General features: G+C 34.8%; 18 protein-coding genes. All 18 read left to right on the forward strand.

Translation table 11 applies throughout. The features are described 5' to 3' along the window. A partial coding sequence (locus G558_RS14550; protein WP_156888536.1) for a zinc ribbon domain-containing protein occupies positions 1-141 on the forward strand: 141 nt, incomplete at its 5' end. Positions 142-241: 100 nt separating this feature from the next. Then, positions 242-541, forward strand: a complete 300-nt coding sequence (locus G558_RS0108800) for a TfoX/Sxy family protein (protein ID WP_330363841.1) — start codon at positions 242-244, stop codon at positions 539-541. A gap of 68 nt (positions 542-609) precedes the next feature. After that, a complete protein-coding gene (locus G558_RS0108805) occupies positions 610-882 on the forward strand; it encodes a hypothetical protein (RefSeq protein WP_028829852.1) in 273 nt (90 codons plus the stop codon). Further along, positions 860-1,270, forward strand: a complete 411-nt coding sequence (locus G558_RS13445) for a PH domain-containing protein (RefSeq protein WP_051188612.1) — start codon at positions 860-862, stop codon at positions 1,268-1,270. Before G558_RS0108805 ends, G558_RS13445 begins: the two co-directional genes overlap by 23 nt. 467 nt (positions 1,271-1,737) lie before the next feature. Continuing rightward, positions 1,738-2,286, forward strand: a complete 549-nt coding sequence (locus G558_RS0108815) for a nitroreductase family protein (protein WP_028829853.1) — start codon at positions 1,738-1,740, stop codon at positions 2,284-2,286. Positions 2,287-2,514: 228 nt separating this feature from the next. Next, entirely contained in the window at positions 2,515-3,129 is a 615-nt protein-coding gene (locus tag G558_RS0108820) for a hypothetical protein (RefSeq protein ID WP_028829854.1), read from the forward strand. An 85-nt stretch (positions 3,130-3,214) separates the two neighbouring features. After that, positions 3,215-3,394 (forward strand): GFA family protein, encoded by a 180-nt coding sequence (locus tag G558_RS14470; RefSeq protein WP_278233972.1) that lies wholly within the window; start codon positions 3,215-3,217, stop codon positions 3,392-3,394. Between the two features lie 91 nt (positions 3,395-3,485). Then, a complete protein-coding gene (gene rhuM / locus G558_RS12855) occupies positions 3,486-4,274 on the forward strand; it encodes a RhuM family protein (RefSeq protein ID WP_084502867.1) in 789 nt (262 codons plus the stop codon). A 205-nt stretch (positions 4,275-4,479) separates the two neighbouring features. Next, entirely contained in the window at positions 4,480-5,004 is a 525-nt protein-coding gene (locus tag G558_RS0108835) for a hypothetical protein (RefSeq protein ID WP_028829855.1), read from the forward strand. An 11-nt stretch (positions 5,005-5,015) separates the two neighbouring features. After that, positions 5,016-5,702, forward strand: coding sequence for a hypothetical protein (locus tag G558_RS0108840; protein WP_028829856.1), 687 nt, complete (start codon positions 5,016-5,018; stop codon positions 5,700-5,702). Next, entirely contained in the window at positions 5,692-6,075 is a 384-nt protein-coding gene (locus tag G558_RS0108845) for a DUF5412 domain-containing protein (protein ID WP_028829857.1), read from the forward strand. Before G558_RS0108840 ends, G558_RS0108845 begins: the two co-directional genes overlap by 11 nt. Positions 6,076-6,241: 166 nt before the next feature. Further along, complete coding sequence (locus tag G558_RS14325; RefSeq protein ID WP_330363842.1) at positions 6,242-6,475, forward strand: GNAT family N-acetyltransferase; 234 nt, start codon at positions 6,242-6,244, stop codon at positions 6,473-6,475. Positions 6,476-6,981: 506 nt separating this feature from the next. Further along, positions 6,982-7,194 carry a helix-turn-helix domain-containing protein gene (locus G558_RS0108860; RefSeq protein WP_028829859.1) on the forward strand — a complete coding sequence of 71 codons (213 nt, stop codon included), beginning with the start codon at positions 6,982-6,984 and terminating at the stop codon, positions 7,192-7,194. Positions 7,195-7,212: 18 nt separating this feature from the next. Next, positions 7,213-7,995, forward strand: coding sequence for a hypothetical protein (locus tag G558_RS0108865; RefSeq protein ID WP_028829860.1), 783 nt, complete (start codon positions 7,213-7,215; stop codon positions 7,993-7,995). After that, the gene (locus G558_RS0108870; protein ID WP_028829861.1) at positions 7,982-8,530 is read left to right on the forward strand and encodes a BREX protein BrxB domain-containing protein; all 549 of its coding nucleotides are present in this window, start codon (positions 7,982-7,984) and stop codon (positions 8,528-8,530) included. The genes G558_RS0108865 and G558_RS0108870 overlap by 14 nt, the downstream gene beginning before the upstream one ends. A 10-nt stretch (positions 8,531-8,540) precedes the next feature. After that, positions 8,541-11,960, forward strand: a complete 3,420-nt coding sequence (gene brxC, locus G558_RS0108875; protein WP_028829862.1) for a BREX system P-loop protein BrxC — start codon at positions 8,541-8,543, stop codon at positions 11,958-11,960. Positions 11,961-11,976: 16 nt separating this feature from the next. Next, positions 11,977-15,312: an Eco57I restriction-modification methylase domain-containing protein gene (locus G558_RS0108880; protein ID WP_028829863.1), complete on the forward strand. Its 3,336-nt coding sequence runs from the start codon at positions 11,977-11,979 to the stop codon at positions 15,310-15,312. A gap of 7 nt (positions 15,313-15,319) precedes the next feature. After that, positions 15,320-17,626 (forward strand): BREX-1 system phosphatase PglZ type B, encoded by a 2,307-nt coding sequence (pglZ, locus tag G558_RS0108885; protein ID WP_028829864.1) that lies wholly within the window; start codon positions 15,320-15,322, stop codon positions 17,624-17,626.

A 17,626-nucleotide genomic window follows, 5' to 3' on the forward strand; every position in this document is an offset into this window, starting at 1 on the left:
TCTCAGCTTTGCTCTGACTGCGGTAACCGGTCGAGTCAGACAAAGGACCTGAGCTGCAGAATATATGTCTGTCCAGAGTGCGGTCTTGAGATAGACAGAGATTACAATGCAAGTCTGAACTTACTGAAACTGACAATGTAAATACAAGATACAGTGTCAGTCGGGGAGGGTACCGCCCTTAGAGCCTGGAGAATCTTGCTTCATCAGAAGCATTGACCAGGAAGCCCCTACTTCTTAAGTGGTGGGTAGTTCACTGGAACAATTTGAGCAAATTGATGGTGTTACTTCCAGACCGATGATGGGTGGGTATATTTTTTATTATAAAAAAAAGATATTCGGTGGGATATACGAACCGGGGTTTATGGTGAAAATTACTGATGCCAGTAGAAAATACTTGCCCAAGGCGGAGAGTATGCCACCATACAAAGGTGCTAAGGATTTGGTTCTGGTTGATGATATTGATAACAAAGAATTATTGTGCAGCATGGTGCAGGAAATGTATGATGAACTTCCTGCGATGAAATCAAAGAAAAAGAAGTAAGATTTGTCAATTAGCTCAGTTTTGACAGAGATTATGAGCAACGAAACAATTATTCGAGGAGGCTATTTATGAGCGAAAGATTTATAAACATCACTCTTGAAAATCTGGAAAGTGAACATATATGCTGTGCCATTGCCGATAAAAAACATCAGTTTGGCTTCGGAGTAAAAAGACAATGGTTGAAAGAACGAATTCCTGAGGGCCGTGTTTTCCGTAAACTTGATGAAAGAGGAAAGAATTTTATTGAATATTGCATTAATGATGCTAGAAAAAAAGGGAAATCTGGTATCTGCAATTTAATTCGAGAGGGGCAAGTGAATGAGAGTAAAATCAAAGATTGACTTTTGGCTAAAAATTATAATACTCGGATCGGTATTAATAATGTTGTTTAGCATGATGATTGTGCCACAAAATGAAAAAATCATTGGATATTTAGTCGGTGTTCCAATGATATGCTTTATGCTTTGGATATACTTTGGTACATATTATGAATTCAGGGATGAATACCTCTACTGCAGGAGTGGTCCGTTTTTTGAAAGAATAATCTATGATAAAATTAAATCGGTGAAGCTTTCGCAGAACATGCTATCATCAATGGCATTATCAACAAAACGCATTGAAATACGGCAGCATGGTAAAGGTTATATTACAGGTACAACATTTATATCGCCTATGAACCGTGAAGAGTTTATGAAAGAACTAATACGCCGATGTAATAATATAGAATAGTATAGAGCAAGGCAGTTGGCTGCTCCTGTAGAAATGCGCTCATGCCGGTGATACGTTTTTGCAGTTCATCCCGACCAAGGTTCTCGAGCTGAGCATTTTGCTTTTCATCACGAAGGTGGTAGATTTCATCGCCTAACTTTTCTCATTTAGTCAGAGAAATTTTGATTTAATTTTTTCAGCAGTGATAGCAAATTATATTTTTCTTCATCGGTAAAATTTTTATAGGCTGTTTCGAATACCTGTGAAGAGATCTGTTAAAATATTCCCATGAGAAGGGATTAAGTCATTAATGCCTTGTACTTCTAATTGTTTTAATATAAATTTTATCATTTTTAATCATCTTACACCTCCATTTACAGATAATAAGATTATAACAATTTAATAATTATTTATCAATAAAATTTGACACAAAACTATATATACGATAAAATTGGTTTGTTATCAAACTAAATAAAAGGAGTAATGATATGAAATTAGAAAATGGCATCAAAGAACGAAGGAGTATAAGAAAATATTCAGAAAGAGAGGTTACTGAAGATACAATCCGAGAAATACTTGACTTGTCCAGGTTTTCACCTTCATGGAAAAATACACAAGTTGTAAGATATCACATAATCAAAAATAGAGATATGAAAGAAAAAATAGCCAAAAACTGTGTACTAAGCTTTGATTTTAATGCAAAAACCATTGTAAGAAGTAATGCTCTTGTTATAATATCTGTAGTGAAGGATACAAGCGGGTATGAGAAGGATGGTAGTTTTTCAACATCTCAACAAGATCGCTGGGAAATGTTTGATGCGGGAATTGCTACCCAGACATTTTGTTTAGCAGCACATTTAAAAGGCGTTGGTAGTGTGATTTTAGGGGTGTTTGATGAAGAAAAGATACGTCAGTATATCGATATCCCTGAAAATGAGAAAGTGACAAATCTTATTGCCATAGGCTATCCTTTAGATCAGCCTAAATCAGCGCCACCAAGAAAGAGCGTAGAGGAAATTTCGTCTTTTGTTCTGTAAGAATTAGCTCAAATAAGTGGACCAAATCAAAGTCTATGAAACAGAGAGAATCATAATCCGCTTTATGGACGGAACGGAGATGGAGTTTAATGGGTAATAATTAGGGATTAGCTGGCCGACTTGGATCAAAATGATATGAGTCGGTTTTTTTTTAGTTAATCCGGGTTTACATTGATAAATATTTGGGAATATCTTACAACAAACAAAAGTATTGAGAGGTGTAGTGTATTGAAAAGCAGAACTATCATTGAGGAATATTATGAATATCGAGACAAGATAGGTAATAGAACAGAACTTTACAGAATAGTTGCTAAGAGGTATGGTGTAGCAAGCGCTCTGTATCCAGGAAGCCATATTGATATTGCGCCATCTTTGGTTATACCTAAGGTGATTTATGTTGATAACTTCAAAGGGGCGATTAATTTCTTTAAGAACATGGAAATGATAAAAAATTATATCGCTGAGAATAAAGAGTATGAGGAACCCTGTGACATAGTTTTCAGAGGTCAAGACTATACAGGAGAAATAGATGTTGAACCTGTTGATTTGATCATTTCTCAATATGCTGGCTTTGTTGGACAGGCAACGAAAAAATATTTAAAGAAGGGTGGTATTTTGTTGTGCAATGATAGTCATGGAGATGCCACTTTATCCAGATTTGATGATGATTTTGAATTCATTGGAGTCATCGGTAAGAATAATAGAATCATCGATACCAAACTGGATGATTATTTTGTATTACCAAAAAATAAAAATGTTGACTTAGTAAAAGTAAAAGAGAAGATCAAAGGACCGAAGTATAAGCTAACAGCTGAAAACTATTTATTCCGCAAAATCAAATAACTTATTATAGGCTAACATACTTGACTTACTTATGATTTCTATCGCAGAATAGACACTGCCATGGATCTAAGTAGAGATATAAGCAATAAAATGTTTTTGTACTAATTGCGGATCAGCTTTGCCAAATATAAAAATGGATGGAAAATTGCTGGTTGTTCCTGCGGGAAGTATTGACAGTGATATAAACATTAAGCCACAAGGACATATATATTATGCAAGCAAAGCAATCTTGGATGGTGCTGGCAATTATTTTTTGTATTTTTAACTTCCATTTAATGTGTTTTTATATTACCATAAACATTAATAGAATCTGAATAAACTTAGTTTAAATATAAGGATTAGAAAGGAATTTTAATATGGAAGGTAAGAATATACAAATACGAAATAGTACAGTAGATTTTATGGTCTTTACTAAAGATGCAGGAAGTGACTCCATAGAAGTGCGTGTACAAGATGGTGATGTTTGGTTAACTCAAAAAGCCATATCTATGCTATTTGATGTGGATAGAAGTGTAGTGACAAAGCATTTGAAAAAAATATTTGAAACAGGTGAACTAGATGAAAATTCAACTTGTGCAAATTTTGCACAAGTTGCTGATAATGGTAAAACCTATCAATATAAGTTCTATTCATTATCAGCTATAATTGCTGTTGGTTATCGTACAAATTCTGAAAGAGCATTACAGTTTAGGCAGTGGGCAACTAAAGTATTGGATACTTTCACAAAGCAAGGATACGTTTTAGATAAAAACAGATTAATCAATGGACAAATTTTTGATGAAGATTATTTTGAACATTTGATTTCTGAAATTCAGGAAATAAGGGCTAGTGAAAGACGGTTTTATCAGAAGATTACTGATATATATTCAACCGCCGTTGACTATTCTAAAGACAGCAAAATTACCAGGGACTTCTTTGCCACTGTTCAAAATAAAATGCACTATGCAATCCACGGAAATACAGCGGCAGAAGTAATAACCACAAGGGCAAATCATAAAAAGGATCATATGGGATTAACAAGCTGGAGAGGAATTGATGTGAATAAGAGAATCCAAGTATTCACTCTCAACATGCTTTTACAGTCATACCGTTTTCGCGGCAGATTTTCACAATCGGAAACCACGGAGAAAGTCTGTATTCTTTAGTAGTGCTGTTTGTGCTCATTAAATAATCTTCAGAGTTTTTAGAGTTAACTTTAAAAACTTTAAAAAATCGTAAATTGGAGTTTTTAAAGGAAAGATATAAGTCTTGGAACAGGCCTATATCTTTTTTTTATTTGATATAATACTCATGGAATATGGTACTATATAGTTAACAAATTGAAAAATTATATTCAAGGAGAAAACTATCATGAAAAAACCATCAAATATATTTATTATTTTTACTTTTTTACTATCATTATTAATTTTAACATCTTGCCAAAACCCTACTCCGGAACCGGATATCAGAATTTCACACAATTCGAATGAATTGAAGGTGATCTATTATTTTGATAGAAATAATGAAGAGAAAGAAGACATTGAAGAGTACATAAAAAGCGTTATGGTAGGGAAAAGATTTATTGATTTGCCAGCCATTGATTTTGGAGATAAAATTTCTGTTGAAGCTCTAAATTTTGAAACAGATGAATTTGAAATTTATGACTATATCGTAGATGAAAGAGGGAATATAGTTTCAGATTATAGTGCAGAGCCTACTGCAGTAACCCTGGCTGATAATGGAAATGCAGAATTTGTATTTGAAAAAATTGAGAATCTGGAGATTTACAATGATTATATGGTTGAAGGGAAATCTATACATTGCTTGTTAGTCAGGTGTAAGATAAATAAGTCCTGGTTTGCATTTGGAACGCTTGTATTAGGTGATTTGAGATAGGAGACAGAGCATTGAGCAAAGAAAACAGAAAACTACTTAAATATTCAGGAATTATATTCATAACTATATTATTAACTTACAGGCTTCCACATGATTCCTATTCGATTATTCAATACCTGATACCGCCCATCATAGGGGAAAATAGTGTTATTTACCTTTCAGGGATAGTGCCATTGACACTGTTCATAGTTGGAATGAAAGGCCTGTTTAAACTCGAAAGATTTGTAGGTAAGAGCAAGCTGCTTATATTCATTGCTGTTGTATTAATCTTTGTCCCGGCAATGAAGGGGACCTTAGATTTCAGCAGAACGAATTATCATTCGATAAAAGGGGACGGACTTGAAGCCGTAGATATTGAAGAATCCAATATGAGTATAAATTCAACTAATGATGAAATGGTAATAAGCATTAATTTGAAATTGAAAGATTACAGCAGAAAAGAAAATAAATTCAAAATAAGAGTATACCTGCCTGAAAGCATAAGTGATTATACCGGGAGCGAATTTTATGATTTAGACAAAGATTACTATACACATGGTAATAGAGGTATTTATAATGTTCAAGAAGATATATTGATTAAATTAAATAATAATCATGAAATGAGTCAATTATTTGATTCCAGGCGGTATCAGGAAGACATTGAGTATGAATTATATAATAGTGAAGAATCGGTTAAGATTATAAAACATGGCTTATAGACAGAAAGGAAATACTGCTATGAAGAAAAAAGCAATTATTGCAGCAATGATTACAATAGCATTAGCAGGCTATGCCATCTATTGGGCTTTCTATGACATGAGCAGACTTCCGACTGGGGAATTGATATCTGAGGTGCAGTCGCCCGGTGGTACATATACCCTGAAATCATATAGTACAGATGGAGGGGCAACTACATCCTATGCAATAAGAGGAGAACTCAACTTTAATACTGAGAATAAGAAACCGAAGAATATCTACTGGCAATACAAAGTTGAAAACGCATCAGTTGAATGGCTGGATGATGATACAGTTATAATTAATGGAGTCCAGTTAGATGTTCCGGGTGAGAAATATGATTTCAGGAGAGAATAATCTAAAAAACGAATTATACAAATCGGGAGGACGTTATGAGTGATTACGTTTTAGCTATTTTGAATGAGGACTATGCAAAAGAAATCTGTACCTGGAAATATGATGGAGAGTATTCAATATATAATCTGTCCGATTAATAGCAATTCAAGATAAATCATTTATAGGAATTGGTTTAAAGCCATCTTTGTGTAGCCAAGGTATTGGCGGAAATGTTATGAAGCTGTTAATTGAAGAGTGCAGCAAGAGATTCCCTGATTGTCTGATAGCACTTGAAGTAAGGATTTTTAACAGGAGAGCTATCAGGTGTTATGAAAATATTGGTTTTGAAATAAAGAAGAAATACTGTAAGGATACTCTTACAGGGAATACGGAATTTTACTTAATGGAATACACTCTGTAAAGTGGAGGTAATTAATTGGTAATTCCATTGATGACGACATTGTTGAAGTATCTGATAAAAGGCTCCTTTAAGTCGATATGCACTGGCATATTATCGACATAATTGGACCAGACTAGCATACTGCGGTTGTGTAGAACAATAATAAAGTTCTGCTAAAAGTAATAAACTTTTGCTAAAACTAAAATAAAGTCCTGTTTCAGTCCGGTGGCATAGCCACCAGACCTTATTTATTCCCCAAAAAACTCAGCATTAAAATATAAAGAAATTGTGAGTAAGCCAGAATTAAAAATAAAGAATAAAAACCAGGAATCCGGAATGAGTGAATGGGGGTTTGAGGGATATAAAAACCATTTACTGGGTTAAGCTTTGTAGATGGTTTTATTTTTATTTTCTGGGGTAAAAAAGGTATCTGGCAGTGTGGGATAAACGGTCGACAGATATTAAAACGATTATAGACAATGCTATATAGACAATGCTATAATTGAATTTAGAGGAGTGTGATTAAAATGGAAATTTCTGAAATAATTAAAGCTATAAGAAATGAGCTTAAAATGACTCAAACTGAATTTGCAGATGCGGTTCATGTAAGCTTTTCAACAGTTAATCGATGGGAGAACAATAAAGTTGTGCCTAATAGAATGGCTCGCGCTCTTATTATAGATTTTTGTGAAAAGAACGCTGTAAATGAATTACTCATAAAAGCGTTGAAGGATTATTAATAAATGGAAGGTGATTATATGGAGAACTCAATACTAGAGAAGTTTGGTTTTAAGTTTAATAAAAGGAGCGTACATACGGGTCGGACAATAATGTTGGAAGAGTTGTCCAAGTTGATAAAAGCTGTACCGGATGCGACCCATTATGATGAATATGTTGAAGCTATGATAAATCAGAATTGTCTACTGAAGAGGTCGTCTTCTTCACGAAAAATAACGGCAAGTTTTTTAACGGAATTATACTCACTTGATCCTAAATTATCAATTTTTCGGACCTTATTATTTTTCTGGAACCGAGATGAAGAAGCAAGACCACTTCTAGCAATGCTCTGTGCTGTTTGTAGAGACAGAGTGCTAAACCACTCTTTCAAAGAAATTAGATCATTAGAACTTAATACTGAAGTTCAAAAAAAAGCAATAGAAGAACTGATTGATGATATGGAGCCAAATCGTTTTAGCGAATCAACACTACAATCAATGGCTCGAAATATTTTGTCTAGTTGGACAAAAAGTGGACACCTAACAGGGAGACGAGAGAAAGTCAGGGCCCAAGCTAAAGCTACTCCTGCCACTGTGGCTTATGCTATTTATCTTGGTTATTTAGCAGGAGAGAGAGGACCAGCACTTTTTGAAACAAATTATATGGAGATAAATGATTGCTCAAAAGAAATGGCAATTGAACTTGCAGAAAATGCTTCAGCACGGGGATGGATAAATTATAAGCGGATAGGTAACGTGATGGAGATTTCACTTCCAAATCTTATAACAAAAGTGGAGGCAGAGATAATTTATGAGCAAAATTGACATATTATTGAAGAATTATGAAAACTCCATAATTATACCTTGGAGAGACTTAGCGGCAGCTCAAAGAGTAATATTTGCTGTTTATAATGAATCTGATGAGAGAAGATTAAAAGCCAAGATTCCTGAGTTTGAAATTATCTCTAGAAATTTGAATCATGGCTGGTATGAATTCGATTTAACAGACACATTTTCTGAGTGGATGCATAGTCAACGATATGCAAAGAGTTATTATAAAAATCCAAAACTACTGTCTAATATTATTCACAAATATGGTGAATACATCGAAGAGAAATTCAGAGAATTTATAGATAACGAAGACATTACTGATGAAGATGTAGTTACTATTTCTGGGGTTGGTTCAGTATTCGGGTTTATCAAGGTGAGAGATTTAGTTGATAGTATATCACCAATGGTAAAAGGAAGACTTCTGGTGCTCTTTCCTGGAAGTTATGAGAACAATAATTATCGGTTACTTGATGGGTATGATGGTTGGAATTATCATGCATTACCAATTACGTGTAATAAGAAAATCTAGGGGGATATAGATGTTTAACAAAGATGTATATATGATAAATCCATTAGAACGCAAACTCGTTAATGAGGGTGTTGCAAGTGTTAATGATAGAAACCTCAATGTGCTTCGTTATGAGGTAGAAACTTTTGTTTGTGATGGGCAATATGAGAAGGGTATGGAACATATCCTTGATGTTTATTTGAGAAAATTAGGACATGAGCAACAGCCAGCGGTTTGGGTAAGCGGCTTTTTTGGTTCAGGTAAATCGCATTTAGTTAAAATGTTGGCTGCGTTTTGGCAAGATGTTGAATTTCAAGATGGTGCAAGAGCCATATCATTAGCAGATTTACCAGATAGCATAAAAATTCACCTCCATGAACTAAGTACTCAATCCAAAAGATATGGTGGGTTACATGCGGCAACAGGGACATTGGGTGCTGGAGCAAGTGGAAGTGTAAGATTGGCAATGCTTCGAATTATTTATAAGTCTGTTGGATTACCAGAAAATTATGCAAATGCATCATTTGTTATGTGGTTGAAGGCTGAGAATATTTTCGACCAAGTTAAGGAAAAGGTTGAATCTAAAGGATATGAGTGGAATGAAGAACTAGATAATCTTTATGTGGCAGAAGGACTTCATGAAAGTTTATCAGAAGTTAAACCTAACCTGTTCCCAACACCTGAAAGCTGTGTTGAGACTTTGAATAATAGGTTCCCGAATAAGTTAGATGTCACTAGTGATGAAATGATTAAGTCAATTAAAGATGCATTATCAAGTGATGGACATATGCCTTTGACCTTAGTTATACTAGATGAAGTTGAACAATATATTGGTGATAGCACACAAAGAGCGATGGATGTGCAAGAAGTTGTTGAGGCCTGCAGTAAACAAATAGGAAGTAAATTACTTTTTATTGGAACCGGGCAAACAGCTGTAACAGGAACAGCATTACTTAAGAAATTAGAAGGTCGCTTTACAGTAAGAATTGAATTATCTGATACTGATGTTGATGCGGTTGTTAGAAAAGTAATATTGGCTAAGAAACCAGACAAAGTTCAAGAAATAAGAAAAATAATGGAGAGAAACATTGGTGAAATTTCTAGACACTTAAGCGCAACCAGCATTGGGCATAATCAAAGGGATGCAGAATACTTTATTCAAGATTACCCTATATTACCAGTTAGAAGAAGATTTTGGGAAAATACATTGAGAGTCTTAGATCAAACAGGTACAGATAGTCAGTTAAGAAATCAACTGAGTATGGTTCATAAAGCTGCTCAATTTAATATGAATGAACCATTGGGTAATGTGATTCCTGCAGATTATTTATACTATGATTTAGCAGATAAAATGCTTCATGCTAGAGTTTTGCCAAGAAAAGTGCATGAGAAAACCATGTTGTGGCATACGCAAGGATATAATGAAAAACTAGTTTCTAGAGCTTGCGGACTGATTTTTCTAATCAATAAATTAGCTGGAAGTAACAATGAGATTGGAATAAAAGCGAATATAGACACTTTGGCAGATCTTATGGTTACAGATTTGTCTAGTGGAAGCTCACATCTTAGAAGTAGACTTAGTAGATTATTAGATGATTGCGAAATATTGATGAAAGTTAATGATGAATACAGAATACAAACCGAGGAAAATTTAGCCTGGTTAGATGAATATGCGAGTAATCAAAATATCCTTCGAAATGAAATGCATAGGGTAAATGCTGAAAGAGAAGATAAAATCAAAAAGAAATTTGTTGAAACAGTAGGGAAATCAACAGTTATGCATGGACAGTCAAAGGTCGTAAGAAATATTAATTTCTTCTTTGGCACAACATTACCGGCAGATGTTAATAAGAATGTATATGTTTGGGTTAGAAATGAATGGAGCACGGATGATGATTCAGTAAGGATTGATGCAAGACAATCAGGAAACCAATCACCTACCATTTACGTATTTATCCCAAAGAGACCAGAGATTATTAATTATCTAGTGGAGTCAAAAGCTTCTGCATCTACTTTAAGTAAAAAAGGCTCTCCGGCTCCTATAACGCCTGAAGGTAAAGAGGCTATGGCAGCCATGGAGACAATTAAAAACAATGCAGAAAGAAATATTGGTGAACTTTTAAGAGAAGCTTTATCTGAAGCTAAGGTATTCCAAGCGGGTGGAAATGAGATTATTGAAGGAAATCTAAAGGACGCTATACTAGCTGCTGCAAATAACTCAATTCATAGATTATATCAGGATTTTGACATTGCAGATAATCCAAATTGGAATAAAGTATTTGCTAAAGCTAAAGAAGGTGCACCTGATTCACTTAAATATGTAGGTTTCAATGGAGATGTATCTGAACATGCTGTATGTAAAAAAGTTATGAATTATATAGGTAGCGGCAAAAAAGGAACAGATATCAGAAAGGAATTTGAAAATGCGCCTTATGGTTGGTCTGGAGATGCTATCGATGGATCATTACTTGCATTAATGGTTGCAGGGCTGATTCGCTGTTTGGGTGAGTCCGGGAATTTGGTTAATCCAAAAGATATTGAAAGAAAACAGATTGGTAAGATGAATTTTAAAATTGAATCTGTGACAATCTCTACTATACAAAGAATCCAGATTAGGAAGTTGTACCAAAAAGCAGGTATAAAGGCAGATGCTGGCAACGAGTCGTTGAAATCTGATGATTTCATTAACTATATGCTAGAGCTTGCAGAAGACTCCGGGGGAGCAGAACCAAGGCCAGAAAAGCCAGATACATTGTTAGTTAATGAACTTAAGTTCCAGTCAGGTAATGAGCAACTACTGTCGATATATGAAAATAAAAATGAATTGGAAACTCTAATTGAAGAGTGGTCAAAGCTGAAAGTGAATATTGAAAGTAGAATAATAAATTGGGATAAGTTCGAAAAGATGATGTTACTTGTTTCTGATGAAGATGTAATAAGTGATATAAAAAATCAAGCTCGATCTATAAAAGAAGAACGTCAACTTCTCCATGATCCTGACATGATAGTACCGCTTCTGAAGTCTTTGGAAAACACATTAAGAACTACAATAAATGCTAAGTATTCACAATATGCAAGTGTGTATGACTATTTATATAAGAAGTTAACTAATAACGAATCTTGGAATAGATTAACTGAAGATAAGAGAACTAGTATATTAAAACAAAACAGTCTCTCAAAAATTCAGCCTATAGCTTTAGGCTCATATGAAGAATTATTGAGTGCTTTGAAGCAGTACCTACTTAAATCATGGGCTGATAGAGAAGCTGCATTAGAAGCAAAATTCAATAAAGCAACCGAGATGACAGCTAAAGAACTCGAACCAAAGTTACAGATGGTAGATATACCTAAACGCACACTAAAGTCAGAAGAAGATATTAATAGTTGGATTGAAGAAATTAGAGATCAGCTTAAAGAAAAATTAGTCGATGGACCAATAGTTGTACGCTAATCAGGAGGTGAAATGAGTGAAACCTTTATCGAAGGAATTAAGAAATAAATTTGAAAGAACAATAGAGAATGCTAGAGAAGTAGCAGAAGAAGCAGCAAAAATTGCTTTAGAACAACTTGGAGTAGGTGAAGCTTCACCATATAGTTATTTATCAGAAGATAAGAGAGCTTTGCGTAGAAGATTACGAGCGCATGGTCGAAATTTAGGTGACATTCGTGACTCTAAAACAGAAACCCAAGAAATTGATAGATTAGTTGAAGAAATTGCCTATGAACATTGGCATAGAATGCTTTTTGCAAGGTTTTTGGCAGAAAACGATTTGCTTATGTATTATGAAGATGATGACATTGAGAATGCAGTCCCAGTTACGTTATCTGAGTGTGATGAATTGGCTGAGGAGCTAGGACTGAAAAATGGCTGGGAAATGGCGGCAAAACTTGCAACTAAAATGTTGCCACAAGTATTTAGGGCTGACTCGCCGGTATTTAAAATTGGATTATCTCCAGAAAAGCAAAGGCAACTTGTAAATCTTGTTTCAAACATCGAAGGCGTTGTATTTCAGGCCTCTGATAGCTTGGGATGGGCGTATCAGTTCTGGCAAAATAAGAAAAAAGAACTAATTAATAAATCTGAATCTAAAATTGGTGATAAGGAATTACCAATAGTGACTCAATTATTCACTGAGCCATATATGGTCAAATATTTAATAGATAATACACTAGGAGCATGGTATGTAAATAAAAAGTTATCTGAAATTCGTCCTGATATTAAAATATCTCATGATATTATCATAGAAGAAATGGCTTTTTCGAAAGATATTGATTTTAGTTATTTAAAAATGATTAATACTGATAAAGGTGTTATTCCTGCAGCTGGGGAATTTAAGACGTGGCCAGATAAACTTTCGGAATTGAAAATTATGGATCCATCATGTGGGTCAGGACATTTTTTAGTTTCAATTTTTTTGACATTAATCCCAATGCGGATGGAAATTGAACAATTAAGTGCTTTTGAAGCATGTAATCGTATTTTGAATGAGAATCTCTTTGGATTAGAAATTGATAAGCGTTGTGTGGAAATTGCAGTTTTTTCAATTGCATTGGCTGCGTGGAAGTATCCAAATGCAGGAGGTTATAGAAAATTACCTGACATTCAAATTGCGTGGTGTGGTCAATCTTTGAGATTAAAGAAAGAAGAATGGTTAGATATGGTTAAAGATGAACCATCGTTAAGATTTCATATGACTGAGTTATATGAAACCTTTAAACATTCCAATATTCTTGGAAGCCTAATTAATCCAAATAAAGAAATTTCTAACACTAGCATATTTGACATGAAGTGGGACGAAATACACTCTATTTTGACAAGATTAGCAAATAAACAAACATATGAAAATGATACGTTGGGGGTGTTGGCACAAAGCGTAGAAAAAGCATTCCTCTTACTTGCAAATCAGTATCAATGGGTAATAACAAATGTACCTTACCTGACTATGAAAAAGCAAGATGAAAAAATGAAGGAATTAATATCAGAACAGTATCCAATCTCGAAGTACGATCTTTCAACAACTTTTTTTGAAAGAATGCTTGAATTAAGTGAAAAAAATGGAGTAGTATCGTGTGTAATGCCTATTAATTGGTTGTTTTCTAAAAGCTATAAAGCTTTTAGAGAGTATATACTACAGACTTTTGAAATAGGGAACATTGCAATTCTTGGTTCTGGTGCATTTGATTCGATTTCTGGTGAAGTTGTTAAAGTATTATTGATATCTGTGAATAAACATAAAGCTAGTAAAAATCATTTTTACGCCGGATACGATGTGAGCAACTATTCAGATAAAAGTGAGGGATTATTGAAAGAACCTATGAGTTTATGTAATCAGTATGATCAACTTCAAAATCCTGATGGTAGAATACTAATTGAGTATAGTAATAGCTTTGACACTCTAGATTCGTTAGCTATTTCAAAAAGAGGAATAGTCAATGGAGATAATGAAAGGTGGAAAAGATGTTTTTGGGAACTGCCTAAAAAGTTATCAAGCTGGGAGTGGTTGCAATCGGCTGTAAATCAAAATGTGGAATTTTCCGGAAGACAATCAATTATTGATTGGTCTAATAAAGGAATAGGAATGCTCAGACCGACTAAAGATAATCCATCATACGACAAATTAGGTATATGTGTAAGTAGGATGGGAGGATTAAAAACTACAATTTATACAGGGGAAATGTATGACCAGAATACAGGTGTAATAGTTCCTAATAACAATAAGGATCTATTAGCTATTTATTGCTATTGTAAGTCTAATTATTATGCAAACGAAGTCAGAAAGCTAGATAAGAAATTAAATGTAACTAGTGATACATTAATCCAAGTTCCAATTGATCTTGAGCATTGGAGTGAAGTTGCAAAAACAGAATATCCTAATGGATTACCAAAACCTTACACAGATGACCCAACACAATGGATATTTCATGGTCATCAAAGGAAATCAGCAGATTCTTTACAGGTAGCGGTTGCAAGACTAATGGGTTATAGATGGCCTGCAGAATTAGATAAAGAAATGGAGCTTTCTGATGAAGCTAAAGCTTTAGCTGAAGAATGTGAAGGGTTATTATCTTTTGCTGACAAAGATGGAATTGTTTGCATCCCATCTGTAAGAGGTGAAGCCCCAGCTTCTGAAAGGTTACTTAACTTACTTGCGGCAGCATATAAAGATGAAGATATTAATATGATATTGTCTGGACTTCTCTCTGATGCCGATCATGCCGGAAAAAGTTTGGAGTCATGGCTTAGAGATAAGTTCTTTACACAGCATTATAAATTGTTTGGACATCGTCCATTCATTTGGCAAATATGGGATGGTTTGAAAGATGGATTTTCAGCACTAGTGAACTATCACAAGCTTGATAGGAAGAATCTTGAAACCCTAATTTACACTTATTTGGGTGACTGGATTAGCAAACAGAAATCAGCTATGGTTGAAGGTATAGAAGGTGCGGAAGAGAAATTAAATGCTGCTACAGGTTTGAAAAAGAAACTAGAATTAATCCTTGAGGGAGAAGCTCCATATGACATTTTTGTCAGATGGAAGCCTCTTAATAAACAGCCTTTAGGCTGGGAACCAGATTTAAATGATGGTGTACGCATTAATATTCGTCCTTTTATGAGTGTTGGAGATGTAGGGAAAAAAGGTGCCGGGGTATTACGTGATAAACCAAATATAAAATGGACTAAAGACAGAGGTAAGGACACAGAGAATAGTCCTTGGTATCATTTGTTTGGTGGAGACAGAATCAATGATCACTACGTAACACTAGAAGAAAAGAAAAAAGCAAGGGAAGAAATGAGGTGAAATTCAGTTGAAACTAATCAATAAAATAGTAAATAGCATAAGAACGGCAGCAAACTATAATCCTGAAGCTGAATCTTCGCCTCAGTGTATTCTATGGACAGATAAGGAAAGGCTTTGGGAAAAGACTGTAGAAACCCTTAGAGGCGAAATGCCAGAATTACTTGTGCTCGGAGAATATAAACCTGAAGTTCATATGGGACCAGCGATATGGTTAAGAGTAGCTCTGTCAGGATTCATTGGGAGTTATAAAGTTCCTATTGGAAATATACCTGTATTATACTTACCTGGTGTAAGTAGACAAGATATAAGAGCTGTAGAAAGTTGCCCTGAAGAGCTTAAACCTCTTGCTGAGCTTCAGTATCGTGGAACAATTTGGTCTCAGGTAAATTCTAGAGATTGGACACCGCTGGCATATTTTAAAACTCAAAAAGGTGGATTAGGACTAAATATTCAACAAGATGATCAAACAATTGAAGCTCTTGAAAGAGCATTAGTAAAGCTTTTGTTTGAAGATATTGATTCTTTTAAAAATGAATATCTAGATAAGGATTATTTTAATGCACTATTAACAGGTGGAGATCCTGTAAGAGATGTTCTTAACTGGATAAATGATCCCGATTTATTCAAGAAAAGCAAAACTGATGAAGAGTGGTCGGCTTTTTCTGAAATTTGTATTTCAAAGTTACACTTTAACCCAGAGCAAGATACTATATATACCGCTGCTGAAAAAATAGCATGGAAAGAGCCACAATGGGATTCGGTGTGGGACAGATTTTGTGAAGCACCAGCAAAATATAATACAATACCACAAGTCATGCGCAACATTGTTATGCCGCTTGGTATTGAACCGGATAGATCACCTCAGTGGAATGATCAACAGGAGGATATATTAAGAAAGGAATTAAATAAATTAGTTGGGTTGGCGGAACATAATGCTAAAGATAAAGTTATCGAATTAGAAAAAACACATGGGGTAAGAAGAAACTTTGTCTGGGCGGATAGTGGAGATGCTCCATTGGCAAAAGCTTTGTACTGGTTAAATATTATTGCGGAGCATACGCAGAAAATCATAACAGGAACCACATCGGAAATAATTGAAGCATATGAAGAATGGGGTTGGGAAGTAGATAACGCAGTTTCTAGAGCCATGCAATTAGTAAAAAAGCAAGATGATATTGATGCAATCACTAAAGCTATAAGATCTATGTATATTTCCTGGATTGATGAGTGTGCAAGAAATTTACAAAAAGCAATTGATAACAATCCAATTAGGACCGTTTCTTCTGAATACATTGATGGAGAATGTATGTTGTTTGTTGACGGACTTAAATACGATATGGCTAAGCAAGTATCAAATAGCTTATCTGCACTTGGATATGATGTTATTAATCAGTCTCGATTGGCTGAACTTCCTTCACTTACGGCCACCTGCAAACCTGCTTTAATGCCAATAGCAGATGAATTGATTGGTTTGGAAGTCGACAATGAAGATTTTTGTCCTGTGATTAAAGAAACGAACCAAAAAGCAGTTTCACAAAAATTAGAAAGCCTAATGAAGAAAAAAGGTTGGAAAGTATTAAAGCATGGTGATTATAGAAGAGAAATAGAAGACAATGCATGGCTGGATTACAGCCATATAGATGAAGATGGTCATAGCTTAGGCTGGCGTATCGTTCAAAACTTTAACCGGTATATCGATGAAATTGTTGATAAGGTCGAGACTCTATTTTCAAATGGGTGGTCTAAAGTAAGGATCGTAGCAGATCACGGCTGGTTAATGATGCCAGGTGGTCTTCCCAAGACAACGATTGCTGCCTCATTAGTTGATAGCAAATGGGGTAGGACGGCTGCTATAAAACCGGGAGCTCTACTTGACGGTAACTATTATCAATGGTATTGGAATCCAAGTGTTCATTTTGTTCTAGCTGAAGGAGTTAGTTGTTATAGAGCGAATACTGAGTATACACACGGAGGAATAAGTCTTCAAGAAAGTATTTTGCTCGATTTAATAGTGTCTGATCCAAATGATAGTAATGGAACTGCGCTTACAATCACAGATATTGTTTGGAAGGGTATGAGATGTAAAGTAGCTGTTGAAGGCCAAGTGGAGGGTTTAAATCTAGATATTAGAACGAAGCCTGCAATGCCAGAAACCTCAATCGTAATGGGAGTAAAAGAATTTACTTCAGACGGAATAACTTCGGTAGTTGTGGATGATGATATTTACGAAGGGAAGTCAGCATTTCTAGTAGTATTAGATGAAAATGAAAAAGTAGTCTATCAAATAGCAACAATTATTGGAGGTGAGCAATAA

The organism is Proteocatella sphenisci DSM 23131, from assembly GCF_000423525.1.
Lineage (GTDB): Bacteria > Bacillota > Clostridia > Peptostreptococcales > Filifactoraceae > Proteocatella > Proteocatella sphenisci.

Coding starts and splice junctions, on each gene's coding strand:
- G558_RS0108805 (WP_028829852.1), top strand. CDS start 610: ATGAGCGAAAGATTTATAAACATCACTCTTGAAAATCTGGAAAGTGAA.
- G558_RS13445 (WP_051188612.1), top strand. CDS start 860: ATGAGAGTAAAATCAAAGATTGACTTTTGGCTAAAAATTATAATACTC.
- G558_RS0108815 (WP_028829853.1), top strand. CDS start 1,738: ATGAAATTAGAAAATGGCATCAAAGAACGAAGGAGTATAAGAAAATAT.
- rhuM (WP_084502867.1), top strand. CDS start 3,486: ATGGAAGGTAAGAATATACAAATACGAAATAGTACAGTAGATTTTATG.
- G558_RS0108835 (WP_028829855.1), top strand. CDS start 4,480: ATGAAAAAACCATCAAATATATTTATTATTTTTACTTTTTTACTATCA.
- G558_RS0108845 (WP_028829857.1), top strand. CDS start 5,692: ATGGCTTATAGACAGAAAGGAAATACTGCTATGAAGAAAAAAGCAATT.
- G558_RS0108860 (WP_028829859.1), top strand. CDS start 6,982: ATGGAAATTTCTGAAATAATTAAAGCTATAAGAAATGAGCTTAAAATG.
- G558_RS0108865 (WP_028829860.1), top strand. CDS start 7,213: ATGGAGAACTCAATACTAGAGAAGTTTGGTTTTAAGTTTAATAAAAGG.
- G558_RS0108870 (WP_028829861.1), top strand. CDS start 7,982: ATGAGCAAAATTGACATATTATTGAAGAATTATGAAAACTCCATAATT.
- brxC (WP_028829862.1), top strand. CDS start 8,541: ATGTTTAACAAAGATGTATATATGATAAATCCATTAGAACGCAAACTC.